The 19,026-nt window shown below is 62.4% G+C and carries 16 protein-coding genes, 1 pseudogene and 1 riboswitch; of the genes and pseudogenes, 9 read left to right on the top strand and 8 right to left on the bottom strand.

All coding sequences use genetic code 11. The annotated features are described in order from the left end of the window. Positions 1 to 194 precede the first annotated feature (194 nt). The 3 genes from gcvP to gcvT form a co-directional block, all read right to left on the bottom strand. Positions 195 to 3,113, bottom strand: a complete 2,919-nt coding sequence (gcvP, locus tag GWE18_RS05150) for an aminomethyl-transferring glycine dehydrogenase (protein ID WP_275184732.1) — start codon at positions 3,111 to 3,113, stop codon at positions 195 to 197. A gap of 150 nt (positions 3,114 to 3,263) precedes the next feature. Continuing rightward, the gene (gene gcvH, locus GWE18_RS05155; RefSeq protein WP_057848590.1) at positions 3,264 to 3,629 is read right to left on the bottom strand and encodes a glycine cleavage system protein GcvH; all 366 of its coding nucleotides are present in this window, start codon (positions 3,627 to 3,629) and stop codon (positions 3,264 to 3,266) included. A 9-nt stretch (positions 3,630 to 3,638) separates the two neighbouring features. Beyond that, positions 3,639 to 4,784: a glycine cleavage system aminomethyltransferase GcvT gene (gene gcvT, locus GWE18_RS05160; protein ID WP_275184733.1), complete on the bottom strand. Its 1,146-nt coding sequence runs from the start codon at positions 4,782 to 4,784 to the stop codon at positions 3,639 to 3,641. A gap of 137 nt (positions 4,785 to 4,921) precedes the next feature. After that, positions 4,922 to 5,012, bottom strand: a riboswitch (glycine riboswitch). 215 nt (positions 5,013 to 5,227) lie between these two features. Here gcvT and alaS point away from each other — a divergent pair. Continuing rightward, positions 5,228 to 7,903: an alanine--tRNA ligase gene (gene alaS, locus GWE18_RS05165; RefSeq protein WP_275184734.1), complete on the top strand. Its 2,676-nt coding sequence runs from the start codon at positions 5,228 to 5,230 to the stop codon at positions 7,901 to 7,903. A 196-nt stretch (positions 7,904 to 8,099) separates the two neighbouring features. Here the strand turns inward: alaS and GWE18_RS05170 are convergent, their stop codons facing one another. From GWE18_RS05170 to GWE18_RS05180, 3 genes are read right to left on the bottom strand one after another with little or no spacing between them, the layout of a single operon-like run. Next, positions 8,100 to 8,324 (bottom strand): GDCCVxC domain-containing (seleno)protein, encoded by a 225-nt coding sequence (locus GWE18_RS05170; RefSeq protein ID WP_275184735.1) that lies wholly within the window; start codon positions 8,322 to 8,324, stop codon positions 8,100 to 8,102. Positions 8,325 to 8,328: 4 nt separating this feature from the next. Then, the gene (merP, locus tag GWE18_RS05175) at positions 8,329 to 8,613 is read right to left on the bottom strand and encodes a mercury resistance system periplasmic binding protein MerP (RefSeq protein WP_275184736.1); all 285 of its coding nucleotides are present in this window, start codon (positions 8,611 to 8,613) and stop codon (positions 8,329 to 8,331) included. 14 nt (positions 8,614 to 8,627) lie between these two features. Beyond that, positions 8,628 to 9,014, bottom strand: coding sequence for a mercuric transporter MerT family protein (locus tag GWE18_RS05180; protein ID WP_275184737.1), 387 nt, complete (start codon positions 9,012 to 9,014; stop codon positions 8,628 to 8,630). 48 nt (positions 9,015 to 9,062) lie between these two features. Here GWE18_RS05180 and GWE18_RS05185 point away from each other — a divergent pair, with 48 nt between their 5' ends. The 8 genes and pseudogenes from GWE18_RS05185 to GWE18_RS05220 form a co-directional block, all read left to right on the top strand. Continuing rightward, positions 9,063 to 9,497: a helix-turn-helix domain-containing protein gene (locus GWE18_RS05185; RefSeq protein ID WP_275184738.1), complete on the top strand. Its 435-nt coding sequence runs from the start codon at positions 9,063 to 9,065 to the stop codon at positions 9,495 to 9,497. Positions 9,498 to 10,436: 939 nt separating this feature from the next. Beyond that, on the top strand, positions 10,437 to 10,790 hold the full coding sequence (locus GWE18_RS05190; protein WP_275184739.1) for a septal ring lytic transglycosylase RlpA family protein: 354 nt from the start codon (positions 10,437 to 10,439) through the stop codon (positions 10,788 to 10,790). Positions 10,791 to 10,982: 192 nt separating this feature from the next. After that, entirely contained in the window at positions 10,983 to 11,810 is an 828-nt protein-coding gene (locus GWE18_RS05195) for a hypothetical protein (protein WP_275184740.1), read from the top strand. Positions 11,811 to 12,108: 298 nt separating this feature from the next. After that, on the top strand, positions 12,109 to 12,783 hold the full coding sequence (locus tag GWE18_RS05200) for a DUF2270 domain-containing protein (protein WP_275184741.1): 675 nt from the start codon (positions 12,109 to 12,111) through the stop codon (positions 12,781 to 12,783). Positions 12,784 to 13,105: 322 nt separating this feature from the next. Further along, positions 13,106 to 13,330 carry a hypothetical protein gene (locus GWE18_RS05205; RefSeq protein ID WP_275184742.1) on the top strand — a complete coding sequence of 75 codons (225 nt, stop codon included), beginning with the start codon at positions 13,106 to 13,108 and terminating at the stop codon, positions 13,328 to 13,330. Between the two features lie 842 nt (positions 13,331 to 14,172). After that, positions 14,173 to 14,718: a hypothetical protein gene (locus tag GWE18_RS05210; protein ID WP_275184743.1), complete on the top strand. Its 546-nt coding sequence runs from the start codon at positions 14,173 to 14,175 to the stop codon at positions 14,716 to 14,718. 253 nt (positions 14,719 to 14,971) lie between these two features. Further along, positions 14,972 to 15,664, top strand: coding sequence for a response regulator transcription factor (locus GWE18_RS05215; RefSeq protein ID WP_275184744.1), 693 nt, complete (start codon positions 14,972 to 14,974; stop codon positions 15,662 to 15,664). A gap of 451 nt (positions 15,665 to 16,115) precedes the next feature. After that, positions 16,116 to 17,030 (top strand): annotated as a pseudogene (locus GWE18_RS05220) (ATP-binding protein); the annotation flags it as partial. Positions 17,031 to 17,097: 67 nt separating this feature from the next. Here the strand turns inward: GWE18_RS05220 and GWE18_RS05225 are convergent. Next, entirely contained in the window at positions 17,098 to 17,604 is a 507-nt protein-coding gene (locus tag GWE18_RS05225) for a DUF3455 domain-containing protein (RefSeq protein WP_275184746.1), read from the bottom strand. A gap of 140 nt (positions 17,605 to 17,744) precedes the next feature. After that, a complete protein-coding gene (locus tag GWE18_RS05230; protein ID WP_275184747.1) occupies positions 17,745 to 18,959 on the bottom strand; it encodes an NADP-dependent isocitrate dehydrogenase in 1,215 nt (404 codons plus the stop codon). Positions 18,960 to 19,026: the final 67 nt, after the last annotated feature.

A 19,026-nucleotide genomic window follows, 5' to 3' on the forward strand; every position in this document is an offset into this window, starting at 1 on the left:
CGATAAGGTTTGAAACGCGACAGACGGGTGCTGCGGACGTTGAGTTGCCGACGTCCTCAGTGCCCGTTTTGTTTTGGGCCGCGCCGTAGCGGCGTGACCGTAGGATGGGTAGAGCGAAAGCGAAACCCATCATGGTCATCACCGCGGGTGCGGCACGATGATGGGTATCGCTTCGCTCCACCCATCCTACGAAGCTATTCCGCCGCTTGCGCGTAATCCTCAACCGGCGGACACGAGCACACCAGGTTGCGGTCGCCATAGACATTGTCGACGCGGCCGACCGGGGACCAATACTTGTCCGTGCGTGAGATGCCGTCGGGGAAGCAACCCGTGGCGCGGCTATAGGCGCGGCTCCACGCATCATCGACAATGTCGTGCACGGTGTGCGGGGCGTGGCGCAAGGGCGAGGCTTCGACCTTCCAGCGGCCGATCTCGATCTCCGTGATCTCGCTTCGGATCGCGATCATGGCGTCGCAGAACCGATCCAGCTCCGCCTTGGATTCCGATTCGGTCGGCTCGATCATCAGCGTGCCCGGCACCGGGAAACTCATGGTCGGCGCGTGGAAACCGTAGTCGATCAGGCGCTTTGCGATGTCATCGACGGTGACGCCGCTGGTGGTCTTGAGCGGACGGGGATCGACGATGCATTCATGCGCGACGCGGCCCTTGGCGTTCCGGTACAGCACCGGGAAATGCGGATCGAGCCGGTTCGCGATGTAGTTGGCGTTGAGGATCGCCATTTCAGTGGCGCGCGTCAGGCCTTCGCCGCCCATCATCAGGATATAGATGTAGGAGATCGTCAGGATCGACGCCGAGCCTGATGGCGCCGCCGACACCGGTCCGACCGGGTGCGGCACCGCGCCGTCGGTTGCGGGATGGCAATTTGAAGGATGACCTGTTGAAGGATGACTTGTTGAAGGATGGCTTGGCAAATAGGGCGCAAGATGCGCCTTGACGCCGATCGGGCCCATGCCCGGGCCGCCGCCGCCATGCGGAATGCAGAACGTCTTGTGCAGATTGAGATGGGAGACGTCGGCGCCGTAATCGCCGGGCCGCGACAGGCCGACCTGCGCGTTCATGTTGGCACCGTCGAGATAGACCTGGCCGCCATGGCCGTGAACGATGTCGCAGATCTCCGTGATGTGTTCCTCGAACACGCCATGCGTCGAGGGATAGGTGATCATCACGGCTGCGAGATTTTTCGAATGCTTCTCCGCCTTGGCGCGGAGATCGTCGACATCGACGTCGCCCCTGATGTCGCAGGCCGTCACCACCACCTCCATGCCGGCCATGTGGGCGGAGGCCGGGTTGGTGCCGTGCGCGGAGGAGGGGATCAGGCACACCTTGCGGTGCGGCTCGCCGCGGGCGGCGTGATAGGCGCGGATCGCGAGCAGCCCGGCATATTCGCCCTGCGCGCCGGAATTCGGCTGCAGCGAGATCGCATCATAGCCGGTGATGTCGCACAGCCATTGTTCCAGCCGCTTGAACAGCGCGTGGTAGCCGCGCGCCTGCTCCGCAGGGGCAAACGGATGCAGGCTGGCAAATTCCGGCCAGGTCAGCGGAATCATTTCCGTGGTCGCGTTGAGCTTCATGGTGCAGGAGCCGAGCGGAATCATCGCGCGGTCGAGCGCGAGGTCGCGATCACTGAGCTTGCGCATATAGCGCAACAGCTCGGTCTCGGAGCGGTGCGCGTGGAACACCGGATGGGTGAGGAAGGCGCTGTCGCGCTTCAGTTCTGATGGCAGCGTCTCGCGCGCGCCGAGTTCGACGTCCGCATAGGACAGCTTGCCGCCGAACGCGCGCCACACCGCCTCGACGATATCAGGCGTCGTAGTCTCGTCCACGGCAATACCGAGCGTGCCGTTACCAATCCGCAGATTGATCCGTTCCGCGAGTGCCCGCGCGACGATCTCGCCCTGCTTCGCGCCGGCCTGAACGGTGAAGGTATCGAAGAACGCCTGCGACGTCGGCGCAAAGCCGAGCTTGGCAAGCCCCGACGCCAGCACCACCGCGCGGCGGTGCACGGTGCGCGCGATATGCGTCAGCCCTTCAGGGCCGTGATAGACCGCATACATCGAAGCGATCACCGCCAGCAGCACCTGCGCGGTGCAGATGTTGGAGGTAGCCTTTTCGCGGCGGATATGCTGTTCGCGGGTTTGCAGCGCCAGCCGATAGGCGGGTGCCCCACGCGAATCCACCGACAGTCCGACGATGCGGCCGGGCAGCGAACGCTTCAGCGCGTCGCGCACCGCCATATAGGCCGCGTGCGGGCCGCCATAGCCCATCGGCACGCCAAAGCGCTGCGCCGAGCCGATTGCGATATCGGCGCCAAGCTCGCCGGGCGAGGCGATCAGCGTCAGCGCCAAGAGATCGGCGGCGATGACGGCCAGCGCTCCCTTGGCGCGCAGCGCCGCAATCGCCGGCCTGAGGTCGCGCACCGCACCCGTCGTAGCAGGATATTGCAGCAGGCCGCCGAACACGTCGACAGAATCGAGATCGGTGAGGGGATCGCCGACGATCAGGCTCCAGCCCAGCGGCTCGGCGCGGGTGCGCAGCACCGCGAGCGTCTGCGGATGCACTTCCGAATCGACGAAGAACGATTTTGATTTCGCCTGCGAGGCGCGCTCGGCCAGTGCCATGGCCTCCGCCGCGGCGGTTGCTTCATCGAGCAGCGAAGCGTTGGCGACGTCGAGCCCGGTGAGGTCGCAGATCATGGTCTGGAAGTTGAACAGAGCTTCCAGCCGGCCCTGGCTGATCTCCGGCTGGTAGGGCGTATAGGCGGTGTACCAGGCCGGGTTCTCCAGAATGTTGCGCTGGATCACCGCGGGCAGGATGGTGCCGGAATAGCCTTGGCCGATCAGCGAGGTGAACACCTGGTTCTGCGCGGCGAACTCGCGCATATGCGCCAGCGCCTCGGTTTCGCTGAAAGCACGCCCGAGATCGAGCGGCGCCTTCTGCCGGATCGACGACGGCAGCGTCTGGCTCATCAGTTCAGCGAGGCTTTTCGCGCCGACGCTGTCCAGCATCGCGCTGATGTCGCGGGGCGAGGGGCCGATATGGCGGCGCACGAAATCGGTGGCGGCCTCGGCTGTTGTCTTGAGCGGCGCGTTCATGGGTGCCTCGCTGGAATTGCAAACTTTCGGTGTCATCGTCCGCGAAGGCGGACGATCCAGTACGCCGGGACGTCTCGGTTCAATCGCTGATGTCGGTGGTTACTGGATGCCCCGCCTGCGCGGGGCATGACGGTTAAGGTCATGCGTCCCTCATGCCGTGTGCGCCTTGTAGGCGGCTTCATCCATCAGGCCGCCGAGTTCGCTCTTGTCCGCAATCTTGAGCTTGAAGAACCAGGCCTTGCCGCCGGCATCGGAATTCACCAGCGCGGGTTCGGCGGCGAGCGCTTCGTTGACTTCGACCACCTCGCCGGAGATCGGCGCGTAGACATCGGAGGCGGCCTTTACCGATTCGACCACGGCGGCGGCTTCGGCCTTCTTCAGCGAGCGGCCGACCTTGGGCAGTTCGACGAACACGACGTCGCCGAGCTGTGATTGCGCGTAGTCGGTGACGCCAATGGTAGCGACATCGCCCTCGATGCGGAGCCATTCGTGGTCTGATGTGAACAACGTCGTCATGAAACTTCCTCAGCGTTTGTAGGTGTTGGGAACGAAGGGCATGGCCGCGACCTGCAGCGGCAGGCGCTGGCCGCGCACCTCGGCGAAAACTGACGTGCCGTTTGCGGACAGCGATGTCGGCAGATAGCCCATCGCGACAGGTGCATTGAGGCTCGGACCGAAGCCGCCCGAAGTGACCTTGCCGATCGGCTCGCTGGAACTGCTATCCCCGAATAGCAGCGCACCCTCGCGCACCGGGGCGCGGCCCTCGGCGCGCAAGCCGACGCGGCGGCGCGATGCGCCTTTTTCAAACTGTGAGAGGATTTTTTCTGCGCCCGGAAATCCGCCGGCGCGCGCGCCGCCGGTGCGGCGGCTTTTCTGCACCGACCATTCCAGCGCGCCTTCGACCGGCGTCGTCGTGGTGTCGAGGTCGTGGCCATAGAGGCAAAGGCCGGCTTCCAGCCGCAGGCTGTCGCGCGCGCCAAGTCCGATCGGCAGCACGTCGGGGTTTTCCAGCAGCATAGCCACTAAGGCCTCGGCCTGTTCGGCCGGCACCGAAATCTCAAAACCGTCCTCGCCGGTATAGCCGGAGCGCGAGACGAAGCAGTCGAAGCCGGCGACCTTGCGCGGCCCGGTATCCATGAACCGCATTGCAGTCACGTCTGCACAAAGTTTCGCCAGCGCCGATTCCGCTTTCGGCCCCTGCAACGCGATCAGGGCGCGGTCCGGCAGCGAACCGATGATGCAGATATCCGAGAGATGCGCGCGCAAATGCGCCTCGTCCTCGGCCTTGCAGGCGGCATTGACGACCAGAAACAGGTGGTCGCCGAAATTCGCCACCATCAGATCGTCGAGAATGCCGCCGTCTTCATTGGTGAACTGGGCGTAGCGCTGCCGTCCCGGCGCGACCGCCACGATGTCCTGAGGCACCAGCCGCTCCAGCGCCAGCGCCGCGTCCTCTACCTTGCCGGATTTCGGCCGCAGCGCGAGCTGGCCCATATGCGAGACGTCGAACAGGCCCGCGGCGCCTCGCGTGTGCAGATGTTCCCTGAGCACGCCGGCCGGGAATTGCACCGGCATCTCGTAGCCCGCGAAGGGCACCATCTTGCCGCCGCGCGCCACATGGAGGGCGTGCAATGGGGTGCGTTTCAGTGAGGATTTGTCTCGTGCCAGCATCCGTCAGGCCCTCATGGGTTCCGGAGACCAGCCTCCGAAAACCCAAAGAAAGCCCCATCTGTCGCTGTGCCTGAGAGTATTATCCCGTCGGCGGACACCCTGGGCCAAAGCCGCCCGGCGTCACTTTCCAGATGCTATTTCGTCACGCGGTCCGTTTGCCTGAGAGTTTCCGGGGCGGTTGCTCCTTCGGCGCCGGCGCTTAAGCCGATCTCTCCCGACGTGACGTCTAGAATATAGGTAGGGAAACACAAGCCTGCCAAGCCTGTCAACGCAGTCGCAGCATTATCAACGGGATGTGCGTACCCATCTTGTGGGCTGCGGCAACCCTATGATCCGCCTGCACAGTTTCTGGACACCGTGGGCCGCCTTGTCTAAAAGCGTTCCGCCGGAAGAGTAAGGCTCTTTACAGGGTCCGACCCGGCCCCATTTCCGATTGGATGAACATGAGCGGCGTCAACGAGATCAGGTCGAAATTTTTGGATTTCTTTGCGGAGAACGGCCACGAGATCGTGCCGTCGTCGCCGCTTGTGCCGCGGAACGACCCGACGCTGATGTTCACCAATGCCGGCATGGTGCAGTTCAAGAACGTCTTCACCGGCGTCGAGAAGCGGCCCTATCAGCGCGCCACCACCTCGCAGAAATGCGTGCGCGCCGGCGGCAAGCACAACGACCTCGACAATGTCGGCTACACCGCGCGGCATCACACATTTTTCGAGATGCTCGGCAATTTCTCGTTCGGCGATTACTTCAAGGATCGCGCGATCGAGCTCGCCTGGAATCTGGTGACGAAGGAATTCGGCCTGCCGAAGGACAAGCTGACGGCGACCGTCTATATCGACGACGACGAGGCCTTCAATCTCTGGAAGAAGATCGCAGGCCTGCCGGAGTCGCGCATCATCCGCATCGCCGGCTCCGACAATTTCTGGCAGATGGGCGATACCGGCCCCTGCGGGCCGTGCTCGGAAATCTTCTACGACCACGGCGACAAGATCTGGGGCGGTCCTCCGGGTTCCGCCGAGCAGGACGGCGACCGCTTCATCGAGATCTGGAATCTGGTGTTCATGCAGTTCGAGCAGCTCGAAGGCGGCGTGCGCAATCCGCTGCCGAAGCCGTCGATCGACACCGGCGCCGGACTGGAACGCGTCGCGGCAGTGCTGCAGGGCAAGCACGACAATTACGACATCGACCTGTTTGTCGCCCTGATCCGGGCGATCTCGGAGTTGACCGGGGCCGATCCGAAGGGTGAGCAGAAGGCATCGTTGCGCGTGATCGCCGACCATCTGCGCGCGTCCTCGTTCCTGATTTCCGATGGCGTGCTGCCGTCGAACGAAGGCCGCGGCTATGTGCTGCGCCGGATCATGCGCCGCGCCATGCGCCATGCGCAGCTTCTCGGCGCGCGTGAGCCGTTGATGCATCGCCTGGTCTGGGCGCTGGTGCGCGAGATGGGCCAAGCCTATCCCGAACTGGTGCGCGCCGAAAAGTTGATCGAGGAAACGCTGCGGCTGGAAGAGACGCGTTTCCGCAAGACGCTGGAGCGCGGCCTGTCGATCCTCGACGAGAAGAGCAGTGGCCTGAAGAAGGGCGACATGTTCGACGGCGATACCGCGTTCACGCTGTATGACACCTATGGCTTCCCGCTCGACCTGACGCAGGACGCGCTGAAGTCGCGCGGCATCAGCGTCGATCAGGCGGCGTTTTCGGATGCGATGGAAAAGCAGAAAGCCAAGGCGCGCGCGTCGTGGTCGGGAAGCGGCGATACCGCGAGCGAGAACGTCTGGTTCCCCTTGCGCGAAAAACTCGGCGCCACCGAATTTCTCGGCTATGACACCGAGAGCGCCGAAGGCGTGGTGACGGCGCTGGTCAAGGACGGCAAGGATGCCGACAGCCTCAAGGCCGGCGAGAGCGGCGCGATCGTGCTGAACCAGACGCCGTTCTATGCGGAGTCCGGCGGCCAGGTCGGCGACACCGGCGTGCTGATGGGCGAGGGCGTCAAGTTCCGCGTCACTGATACGCAGAAGAAGGCCGGCGATCTCTTCGTGCACATCGGCACGGTGGAGCAGGGCACGCTGAAGGTCGGCACCGCGCTGCAGCTCGAGGTCGATCACGGCAGGCGCTCCTCGATCCGCGCGCATCACTCGGCGACGCATCTGTTACATGAGGCGCTGCGGCAGGTGCTCGGCGATCACATCGCCCAGCGCGGCTCGCTGGTGGCGCCGGACCGGCTGCGTTTCGACTTCGTGCATCCGAAGCCGATCACGGCGGAAGAGCTCGCCCGTGTCGAGGACATCGCCAACGAGGTCGTGCTGGAAAACGACGAGGTCACGACCCGCCTGATGGCGGTCGACGATGCCCGCGAGGCTGGCGCACGCGCGTTGTTCGGCGAAAAATACGGCGACGAGGTCCGCGTGGTCTCGATGGGCAAGCAGGCCCGCGAGCAAGGGCAGAACGCTCTCGGCTGGTCGGTCGAGTTGTGCGGCGGCACCCATGTGCGCCGCACCGGCGATATCGGTCTCATTTCGGTGACCGGCGAAAGCGCGGTGGCCTCCGGCGTGCGGCGCATCGAGGCGCTGACCGGGCGTCACGCCCGCAAGCACGCCAACGATACCATTGCGTTGGCGAAGACCGCGGCCTTCGAGCTTCGTACCTCGATTGAAGATGTGCCAGCGCGTATCGCGGCGCTGATGGAAGAGCGCAAGAAGCTCGAGCGCGATCTGTCGGATGCGCGCAAGAAGCTCGCGATGGGCGGCGGCGCGACCAATGGCGGGGCGGCGGCCGGCGGCGTCCGCGAAGCGGGCGGTGTCAAGTTCTTGGCCCGCGCGATCGAGGGCGTCGAGACCAAGGATCTCAAGAGCCTGGTCGACGACGGCAAGAAGCAGATCGGCTCCGGCGTCGTCGCGATCGTCGGCGTCACCGAGGACGGCAAGGCCGGCATCGTCGTCGGCGTCACGAGCGATCTCACGGCGCGCTTCAACGCGGTCGAGCTGGTGCGCAAGGGCTCCGAGGCGCTCGGCGGCAAGGGCGGCGGCGGGCGGCCCGACATGGCGCAGGCCGGCGGGCCCGATGGCGCCAAGGCCAATGCGGCGCTGTCGGCGATCGAACAGGCGATGGCCGGCGCGTGAAGCGCGGACAAGCCGGCGCGTGGGCTCATAAGCGCGTAGCCAGATACGGATAGCTGCCTACGAGTTGCGATTTCCCAGAGGTACGCCGTGTGCCTTGATGAGTGGGGTATTGCCCCAAAGGGTGGTGCGCATCGTAGTGTGCTACGAGAGCTTTCCCCATGCCCGAGATGTCCGTCTCTGGGTTACTCATCGCCTACTAACCACAGCACGAGGCCGTGCTCGGCTCGCCATTGCGCTCGACCTGAATCGGTGGACACGGCACCGAACCATAGGAACAGAACACGCAACAATCACCCGATTTGGGCTTTAGCTTCGTACCGCAGCCGGTGCATTCATAGAAGAACTGACAGGCATCGGTCGGCATGGTCTCTGTTTTCGCAACGGCGCAATGCGGACAGGTAATGGTCGATTGAAGAAGCATCGGATCAGCCCTTGGGTGAGGACGGATAACCCGCCTCCGTGGTCGCCGTTGTCAGTTGGTTCACATCGGCTTTGGCGTCGTCATAGATGACGGTGGCCGTCTTGTCCTTGAAGGACACCGCAACCTTGGCAACGCCGGGAACGGCTTCCAAGCTGCCTTTCACGATGGAGGGGCAGGCCGCGCAATCCATGTTCTTCACGGCCAAGGTGATTGTTCTATCTCCGGCCATCACTGACGACGAGGCGACGATGCCGATGGCAAACGTGGCGCAGGCGAGAGGCTTGTTCATGGGGAAATCTCCAGTCATGAGTCGAGAAAGAAGGGGGCGATGAAGTCAAGGCCGAGTGCAGCGACGACGAGGGTCGTTGCGAGGATGAGGCTTGATTTGACGATCCGGTTCGGCAGCGGGCGCGCGCACGCCTCGCCATCGACGCAGGCTCGCGTTGATGATCGGTAGACCAGCCAATAGCCGTACCCAAGCAATGCGAGCGTCGCGGCGATGAAATAGGGTTGATAGGGTGCAAGCCGGGTGAAATTGCCGATCCATGCTCCGCTGACCCCGAGGCCGAATAGGACGAGGGGGAAGATGCAACAAGACGACGCTCCGAGCGCTCCAAGAAGGCCGCCTGCCGCGATCAGGTTTTGCCGCCGCCGATTGTCGGCAATGTGATCCGCCTGATCGATTGTCATGGGCTAAACCATGCATCCTGTAGCGACTACAGGATCAAGGACAATTTCATGCGCGCCATCACGTCCCCGCGAGTTGAAAACATCTCGATCGGTGAGCTTTCCAAGCTCAGCGGCGTGAACATTGAAACCATCCGCTATTATGAGCGGATCAAAATGCTACCGGCTCCGCCCCGAACGGCGACTGGGCGGCGGGTCTACGGGCCAGCCGAAAAACGGACATTGGCCTTCATCCGACGTTCCCGAGACCTGGGGTTCACTCTTGAGGAGATACGCACCTTGCTGGATCTTGGCGGGCCAGAGCGCGCTTCTTGTGCCGACGTGCACAAGATTGCGAGCGCGCACCTGGCGAAAGTTCGTGGCAAACTCTCTGACCTCGCCAAACTCGAGGCAATCCTGGCGGAAACGGTTGCCGGATGCTCCGACGGCACTGCCCCCGACTGCCCGGTGCTCGATATTCTCGATGCCGGCAGGCAGAGCGACTAGACTTAGTCGATGTCTGACGCGTCGGTCGACGCAAGTCCGCTGTTGGCATATCGCGACATTTCAGCGCTGCGGAATTAGAGCATAGCGGGCGTCGATTGAGGCGCACCAATCAATCCCGGTTTATGAGTACGCGCCCCTCGCATGATCAAGCTGACCCACGTGCCATCCATCGCGCCTGCAAGTGGAACAGCACAAAGGCTGACGCCACCTTCATTCGTCACGCTGCGGCCTAATTCGTGGTGATGCTGTAGAGCATCCACGTTGATCGAACCCTCGATGGTGCCACGGACCTTGCGGGCATCATTGATAGTGGCATTCCGGTAGACAACCGATCGCTGGACTTACACGACAGCCGACTTTTGGCGTTCGGGCGAGAGGTGCCAGAATGACCTGGTGGACGATAAAGCCATCTCTATTTGCGTCGATCGCCTTTGGCGCTTCGGTCTGCGTGGCGTCAGCGCAGGACGCCAGGGTTTCGGTCGACATGATCGGAGTAGGGAGCATGAGTTGCGCTCACTGGCGGTCTACGGAAGAGCGTCAGTTAGAGGGGACTGTCTGGATTCACGGTTTCTGGACGGGACTTAACTACGTTGCCGCGGCGAGTGGCCAAACACAGCCGAGAATCAGTATGTCTTCGATCGTCGCGGAAGTCGAAAAGACATGCGCTCGCAAAGCATCACAGACCTTAGCCAGCGCCGTATGGACGACGTATCTTGGGGCCAAGAGGTAGGGCGCCGATCGTCCGGGGGTCTCATCTGGTTGGGTGCGTCAGGAAGATCTTGCAGGTCCTGCGCCGGCTGATATGGCCGTCCTCTGCTCAGACGATCCTGTTGCGCGCGATGCTGTGCTGCTTTCGTCGTTCTTACACTCTTACCGGAACTTAGAGGCCGCGGAAAAGTTGGCAGTTGGCCAATTGGCCTCGGTCCTGGAAGGGTGACAATGATCCGCCCGTTATGCGCCGCCCTGGCGCTCTGTCTATCTGCGCCGGCATTCGCCGAGACCTGTATTGCTTCTCGCTATGGCTACAGCGGCGGCCGAACCGCATCGGGGGAGCGGATGAATCCAAATGGGATGACCGCGGCGCATCGCGCCAGACCATTCGGCTCCCACGTCACAGTCACCTCACATTCCAACGGGCGAAGCGTCACGGTCCGGATCAATGATCGTGGTCCGTTCGTGAGGGGACGGTGCATAGATCTATCCACTGGCGCCGCGCGTGTACTTGGCTTTGCTGGGACTACGAGGGTCTCTCTCGCTGAGGTAGATAAGCACAAGTGGGATGCTACGCCGTAAGGGGCTCAAGCGTTGCGGGGCCGCGCCATTGGGCTGCGCCGCCAACAGTGATTCCAAGACGCTATTGCCATGTGATCCCAGATTCTTCCATGATACGGCCATTCTTTGGACAAGACTGAACGGAGTGCCGGCGGCTGGTCGACCTGACCACCGCCACCTTCGGACGACATTGGACGGAAAAGGGAAACGCCAATGAACTCCACGCCTGCTCCGAACGCAACTGAACCCCACGATGCCCCAATCGCGCGCGCCGACGAACGACTCGCGCAGGCCCACGAACAGATCAAGCGCGCGGATGAACAGCTCGCGCATTTGAGTGAGCAGCTTGCAAAAATCGAGCACGATGCCGCGCGTCCGTCTTCGGCCGGACCTGGGCAGCGATCACCCTCTGGAAGGCCGGCGCTCCAGGTCCTCGTCGGCTTGTCGCTCGCGGCATGCTTTATTGTCGCCGGCCTGGTTTGGCATTCGTTCTATGGCGGCGGGACCAAACTGGTCGTCGCCCTTGGGGCGCCGCAGGATGTTTCAACGACAGCATTGCCGCCGGAAAATACGCCGCTCCCCGAGCAGCCCGCTGCATCCAGCGCTCAACTGGCCGCGGCGGAAGCAGCATCCCCGCAAGCAACGCCGTTGGCTCAGACCACAACGGCTCAAACCACAACGGCTCAGCCCGCAACGCAAGACGCCGCGCCGGCAGCTACCGCAGCGCTTCCCGATCAGACACAGTTGCTGCAAACGATGGCGCGCGATCTGGCGAATCTGGAGCGAAGCATCGAACAGCTCAAAGCGAACCAGCAACAGCTAGCCAGCGACAATTCAAAAGCCATCGAGGAACTCAAGGCGAGCCAGGAAGAGATAAAACGCGTGCTCGCGAAAGTTTCGGAGCAGAACCTGTCCAAGACGTCACCGCCTCCGGCGCCGCCGGCCCCGACCGTGCGCAAGCCTGAGCGAACGCCTCAGTCGTCGCAGGCGAGACCGCGGCCTCGATACTACCCGAGGGAGTGGATGTACGATGATTGGTAGCCGCCAGTGCGGTGATCGTCGAAGCCCTGTCCTGCAAACAACGCCGATCCCTTACAGAAGGCGCCCTGTCGGCTCGCGCGATGGCGTCGTCGTTGTAGCCGCAAGGCGCGACCCAGTGCGGACGCCAGGTCGGGATAGTGCGGTGCACCGATCTATTGCGCGACCTGTTGCTGGCAATTCGGCGTCAGGGCGAGCATAGTTGCGGCGTCACAATTCCGGATAGGTTCATCGGCGTTGATGATGTGGACTCTCCCGGTCAACGCCGGTGACCCGCGGTTCGGACAACCGGAGTCCCGCCATGTCTGTTACGGCTTCCAGCGAAACACACCGCCAACACACCTTCAATTCTGCTGAAATGGGCGCCATCGCTCATCTCTACCGGGGCGAAGTCTACCGTTCGACGATCTGGAGGACGCGGCTCGACAACACGACGAACTGGGCGATCGTCACAATGGGCATCGCCCTGTCGACGACCTTTTCGAGCCCGGAGGCTTCACCGCTGCCACTCCTGCTCGTAGGCCTGCTCATTGCCGTGTTTCTCGGCATGGAGGCGCGACGTTATCGCTACTTCAATGTCTGGCGCGCCCGAGCTCGATGGATGGAGACGAATTTCTACGCGCCAATATTCACCGGTGAAGCCCGCGACGATAGCTGGCAGGCGGTGCTCGGGCGCGACTACACGGCGCCCCGCCACCACATTTCGTTTGTCCGCGCGGCGGGGCGGCGGCTGCGTCGCAACTACGTCTGGATTCTCGCCGTCCAGGTGATTGCCTATTACGGCAAGATAGCGATCCATCCGACGCCTGTGTCAACCTTGGCGGAATTTGTCGATCGCGCCGCAGTCGGACCGATTCCCGGCTGGGTCGTTCTGATGATTGGCTTTGCCTACAATTTCGGCTGGCTGGCATTCGCGCTCGGCACGATGTGGCTCGATCAACGCGAGCATGGCGTTGATAAGGTGGCGATGGGTTAGCGGTAGCAGCTTCGAGCATGGGTTGGCTCGGGCGGCACGAGCAACCGCGCATAATAGGGCCTTGGCACGGAACCACGGCGCGCCGCAGGCGTTGCTGTCGCGGCCGCTCTAATGGGAAACGAACAAAGCGCATCGCGGGCGCGGTAAGCTCGAAATAAACAGTCTCTGAACTGCCCGTTCGGCCGACGTTCACGTCAACCGCTTAAGGTCTCCATCCAGGAACTGAAAGTTGGTGAACCCCTAGACGTAGTTCCGGGCGGTGGGGCTCGACTCCACGCCGCCTAATCTACGGGAGGGACACAATCACAATGGAGGAGACATCATGAAAAAGCTTCTTATCTCGGCTGCAGCCGCAGCAATCATGACAGGCGCCGCCTACGCTCAGGCGGAGTTTTATGTCGTGCAAGATACCTCCACGAAGAAATGCACCATCGTGGACAAGAAGCCGACCACCACCGCCACTGTCGTTGTTGGAGACGGCAAGGCGTTCAAGTCGCGCACCGCCGCTGAAACCGGCATGAAGACCATGAAGGTTTGCGCGAACTAAGAGCGCTAAGGGGGTGGCGGTGGCGAGAAGCGATAACGTCCTGCTCCGTCCGCTCCCATCGAAAAGCGAGAGGCCGCTTCGGCGGCCTCTCTATTCACCGGCACATAGCAACTGGAGGATTAGGGAATGTTGAAATCAATGCGCAAATATGCGTTCGGCGCCGCAGCGGCAACTACTCTTTTCGTGTTTCCGATCTCGGCCTTTTCTCAATCCATTGAGTTTGGACCGGGAGGCGTCCGAGTGTACGACGGTCGAGGAGGGCAATGCGAGCAATTGCGGCGTGCCTGTGAAAACAAGGACGCGCTAGGGGAGCGCGGCGAAGGAAATTGCCGCAGATACCGCGAGGCCTGCGGACGACCGGTTCGCAGGGATGTGTGCAGCGAATTGAGACAAGCCTGCCTCAACAAGGACGAGTTGGGCGAACGGGGCGAAGGAAACTGCCGCAGGTACCGCGAGACCTGTAGAGGTCGCTTCTAAAGGTCGCTAATCCTTGGTGTTGCAGAGTGGTCTGGCATCGCCCAGCACCGCACCGCGCACCGGTCTCCGAGGCCGCCTTGGTTGGCGGCCTCGTTCATATCACGACAAGCCTGCGATGTTCCTGTGGGCATATCGTGTCATTTTCACAACGCGTCCGCGGAGCAGGGCGCGTTGCGCTAGCTGCCCGGTTTGTCGCACGTACCCTCGAGTTTCCACCGACCGTGTTAATTCACGAAGCGGCGAAACTAACTTTTGTGTCAGAAACTGTCGCATTATTCATTGAAAGCACTGGATCATCTGGCTCTGTTGATCGTCTTCCTCTCGCGACGGTATCCGTCGCTGCGATTGAATCAGGAGGATTGGCGATGGGCAACAAGCTCCTTAAATGTATCATCGCGGGTGCGCTTAGCACGACGCTTGCCCTTGCGGCACCGGCGCTCGCACAGCGTGGCGGCGGCGGCATGGGAGGTGGAGGCGGCGGGCACGCCGGCGGCATGGGTGGCGGCGCGGTGGCTGGAGGCGGCGGGCAAGCCGGCGGCATGGGTGGCAGCGCGGTAGCTGGAGGCGGCATGCGCGGCGGCGCAATAGGTGGCGGCGCGGTAGGTGGCGCGCGAGCTGGTGGCATGGCAGGAAGCCATTTCGGCGGAGGAACGAGTTTTGCCGGCCCCGGAGGGGGCCCGCATGTCAGCGGCAGCCGTTTTGCGGGTGCACCTCTTCATTCCGGGGCCGCATTCCGAGGTGGGCACCGCTTCCATCACCACGGGCACCGATTCCATCACCGCTTCCATAATCGCTTTGCGTTCGTCGGCGTGCCGTTCGCCTACGCCGCCTATGATAGCTGCTGGCGCAGGGTATGGACGCCATACGGACGGCGGTGGGTCAACGTCTGCAACGCCTACGGCTACTACTGACGCGTCGCAATTGATGTAACGCCAGTCATCGATGGTCGTCGCCAGGCTTCCGGCGAACTCCGGTTCGGCCAGCGACGGCCATCACACCCGCTTTTTGCGAGCCCTTACTCGCGCAACGCCGAGATTACGGTGGAAGTTGGTTTCTCTCATATATCAGCTTGCAATGAGGTCAGCCTTAATGAGGTCAGCCTTGCGCTCCCTGATTTTGCCAAGGTAGATTCAATTTTGGCCAAGCGTCCGGAGACGGAAAACCATGACGGGAGGTCACCGCCGTATCCTGGTCGTTGAGGACGACCCCGAAACCGCCGATCAACTTGTCGAGTCGCTCACGACCAGCGGATATCAGGTGGATGTGGCCGCTAGCGGCAGCGAGGCGCTGACCCGCGGCGTCGCCAACGACTATGCCGTGATCACGATGGACCGCATGCTTCCGGACATCGACGGCATCGCGGTCATGCGTCAATTGCGCGACGACGGCATTGCCGCTCCAGTCCTGATCATAAGTGCGTTGGGAGAGGTTGACGATCGGGTGCGTGGCCTGCGCGCCGGCGGCGATGACTATCTGGTCAAGCCTTTCTCTTTCGTCGAATTGCTGGCGCGCGTCGAGGCGCTTGGCCGGCGTAGCGAAACCATCGTCAAAGAAACCATCTTGCGCGTTGGCGATCTCGCGATCGACCTTGTGTCGCGGACAGCAAGCCGGCGCGGCAAGGACATTTCGCTTTTGCCCCGTGAATTCCAGCTTCTTGAGTATCTGGTTCGCAACGAAGGCCGCGTCGTATCCCGGGCCATGCTGCTGCAGCACGTCTGGGATCTTCACTTCGATCCCTCAACAAACATCATCGACGTCTATGTCGGGCGGGTGCGTCGCAAGGTCGACGACCAGCAGGCCTATCCGCTGATCCACACGGTTCGCGGTATCGGGTACTGTCTCCGTGCTCCTGGCTAAGACCTTAACGTCATCGACGTTCAAGCAAGCGCTGATCGCGATCGGGGCCTTCGGCGTAATCGTGTCTGCCCTTTTCAGCTACGTCTACCTGTCCACCTCCTCCTATGTGCGCAGCCGATCGGACCGAGCCATCGTGACCGAGTATTCGAGTTTGCAAAGCGCTTACGAGCGATCGGGGCGCGATGGGCTGATCGCCTTGATTCAACAGCGTATTGGCGACAAAAGTTTTGCGGACAACGTCTACATCCTGACCGATCCTTCGTTGGCCCCGCTCGCCGGCAACCTCAAGGCATGGCCATCGACGGCTACGGCAGCGCGGGGATGGACAGAGTTTCGCGCGCCCAAATCGTCGCCCAACGCGACCAACCGGCCGCTGCTGCGGGCAATGCTCGGAACGTTTCCAAGCGGCGATCGCCTGCTGGTGGGTAGGGATATCGGCGACCTCGACAGCTTTACCGATCGGATCAAGACGGCTGTGATCTCGGTCGCCGCATTGCTAGTGGTGGTTGCGGGGTTTGCAAGCATTCTGGTGACGCGGCGAACGGTGGGGCGGATTGAATCGATCAACGCCACCAGTCGAGCCATCATGCAAAGCGGCCTGGATCAGCGTATCCCGCTCCGCGGCACCAATGACGAGTGGGATAGTGTCGCGGAAAACCTCAATCAGATGCTGGACCGCATCGAAACGTTGATGGCCGAAGTCAAGCAGGTGAGCGACAATGTTGCGCACGACCTACGAACGCCGCTGACGCGAATGCGCGGACGGCTGGAGAGGGCATATCACAGTCAGCGCATTGGCGAGCATGATCAAGTGCTGATCGGCGACACGATCGCCGACCTCGATGCTGTCTTGCGAATATTCGTGTCAATCACACGGATTGCCCAAATTGAGACCCAGGCACGAAAGGGGGCGTTCCGCACCGTGAATCTGGCCGAAATCGCCGGCGAGGTTGTCGAGCTGTACGATGCCGCGGCCGAACAGGACGGCACCCTTCTGACCGTTGCCGGCGACCGCGAGGTGCTGGTGACCGGCGATCGCGATCTGATCTTTGATGCCATCGCCAATCTCGTGGACAATGCGCTCAAGCATGGTCGCGCCGGGGGACAAGTCGTCGTTACGAACGAAAATATCGATGGCAGGCCGGTCATCTCGATCGCCGATGACGGGCCCGGAATTCCCGCTGACGAACACGAACATGTCTTCAAGCGCTTTTACCGTCTTGAGCAAAGTCGCTACGCGTCGGGAAACGGCCTCGGGCTCAGCCTGGTTGCTGCCGTCGCCCGCCTTCACGACGCGCGGATCGAAATGCTCGACAACTCGCCAGGTCTCAAGCTCAAACTCTGGTTTTCCGCGCCAATCCGTTAGCCGCGAATAAGTGCCGGGCAAAAGCGCGTCTTCGCGCCAGGTGTCCCGGCCATGACGGAGAAACCGTTCAGCTCTTGCGCAGGAACACGTACTCGGCGGAGTAGGGCGCGTTGCGATAGGTGCCCGGCTTGTCGCACGCACCCTCGAGTTTGCCGCCCGCCGTATTGATCCGCTGCACCGTCGTGACGCCGGAGAGGATGCCGGTGCCGCGCCCGGAGATCACGGTCAGCTTCAGCCAGGGAATGTCGTTCGGCGTCGCGCCGGGCGCGTTGCCGACCGCCTTGCCGACGACGGCGCTAGAGTCGATGTGTTCCCAGTTCGGCCCGGTGTAGTGCCGGCCGACGGTCTTGCCGTCGAGCATGAGCGTCGCGATCGGCTCGCGGAATGCCCAGGCTGTCTTGCCATCGTTGCCGGCCTTGCATTCGTAGACCTGCGCGCCTTCGGCGTGCAGCGTGAGCACGATCGTTTCGCCGGGCGCTGCGATGGCGTCGGGGAGAGGTGTCTGGGCGGAGGCGGTTGTGAGCGACGCCAATAGGGAGAAAATTGCGACTGCGGTATTTCTAAGCAACGACATGATGGCACTCCGTCGTTAGCCTCCGTCATTGCGAGCGAAGCGAAGCAATCCATAGCGCGGCATAACGGCTCGATGGATTGCTTCGTCGCGTTGCTCCTCGCAATGACGGGGATAGGCTTTCGCGAAATCGCGAAGGCGGCTTATGCCGCCATCGCCTTGGCGAGGTTGTCCGAAACCTTGTCGAGGAAGCCGGTCGTGGACAGCCAGCGCTGGTCGGCGCCGACCAGGAGCGCGAGGTCCTTGGTCATGTAGCCTTCCTCGACGGTCGCGACGCAGACCTTTTCCAGCGTCTCGGCGAATTTCGCGAGCTCCGGGTTGTTGTCGAGCTTGGCGCGGTGGGACAGGCCGCGGGTCCAGGCGAAGATCGACGCGATCGAATTGGTCGAGGTCTCCTTACCCTTCTGGTGCTCGCGGTAGTGCCGGGTCACCGTGCCGTGCGCGGCTTCCGCTTCGACGGTCTTGCCGTCGGGCGTCAGCAGCACCGAGGTCATCAGGCCGAGCGAGCCGTAGCCCTGCGCGACCGTATCCGACTGCACGTCGCCGTCGTAGTTCTTGCAGGCCCAGACGTAGCCGCCGGACCATTTCAGCGCCGAGGCGACCATGTCGTCGATCAGGCGGTGTTCGTAGGTGAGCCGCTTGGCCTCGAATTCCTTCTTGAATTCGCGGTCGTAGATGTCCTGGAAGATGTCCTTGAAGCGGCCGTCATAGACCTTGAGAATTGTGTTCTTGGTCGAGAGATAGACCGGATAGCCGCGCAAGAGGCCGTAGTTCAGCGAGGCGCGGGCGAAGTCGATGATGGAATCGTCGAGGTTGTACATTCCCATCGCGACCCCGGCATCGGGGGACTTGAACACTTCCCTCTCGATCACGGTGCCGTCCTCGCCGACGAACTTCATCGAGAGCGTGCCCTTGCCGGGGAACTTGAAGTCGGTGGCGCGGTACTGGTCGCCATAGGCGTGGCGGCCGATGATGATCGGCTTGGTCCAGCCGGGAACCAGGCGCGGCACGTTCTTGCAGATGATCGGCTCGCGGAAGATCACGCCGCCGAGGATGTTGCGGATGGTACCGTTCGGCGACTTCCACATCTCCTTCAGGCCGAATTCCTTCACCCGGGCCTCGTCGGGGGTGATGGTGGCGCATTTGACGCCGACGCCGACCTTCTTGATCGCATTGGCGGCGTCGATCGTGACCTGATCGTTGGTCCGGTCGCGGTACTCCATTCCGAGGTCAAAATACAGAAGCTCGACATCGAGGAACGGGGTTATCAGCTTGTCCTTGATGTACTGCCAGATGATCCGGGTCATCTCGTCGCCATCGAGTTCGACGACGGGGTTGGTCACCTTGATTTTTGCCATGATGGAGGGGGCCTTTTCTCGGAAAACCGCGCGTTTGGGGCGGGGTGGGTGATTATAGGCGGCCTAT

It is taken from the genome of Bradyrhizobium sp. CSA112 (assembly GCF_029051645.1).
Taxonomy (GTDB): Bacteria; Pseudomonadota; Alphaproteobacteria; order Rhizobiales; family Xanthobacteraceae; genus Bradyrhizobium.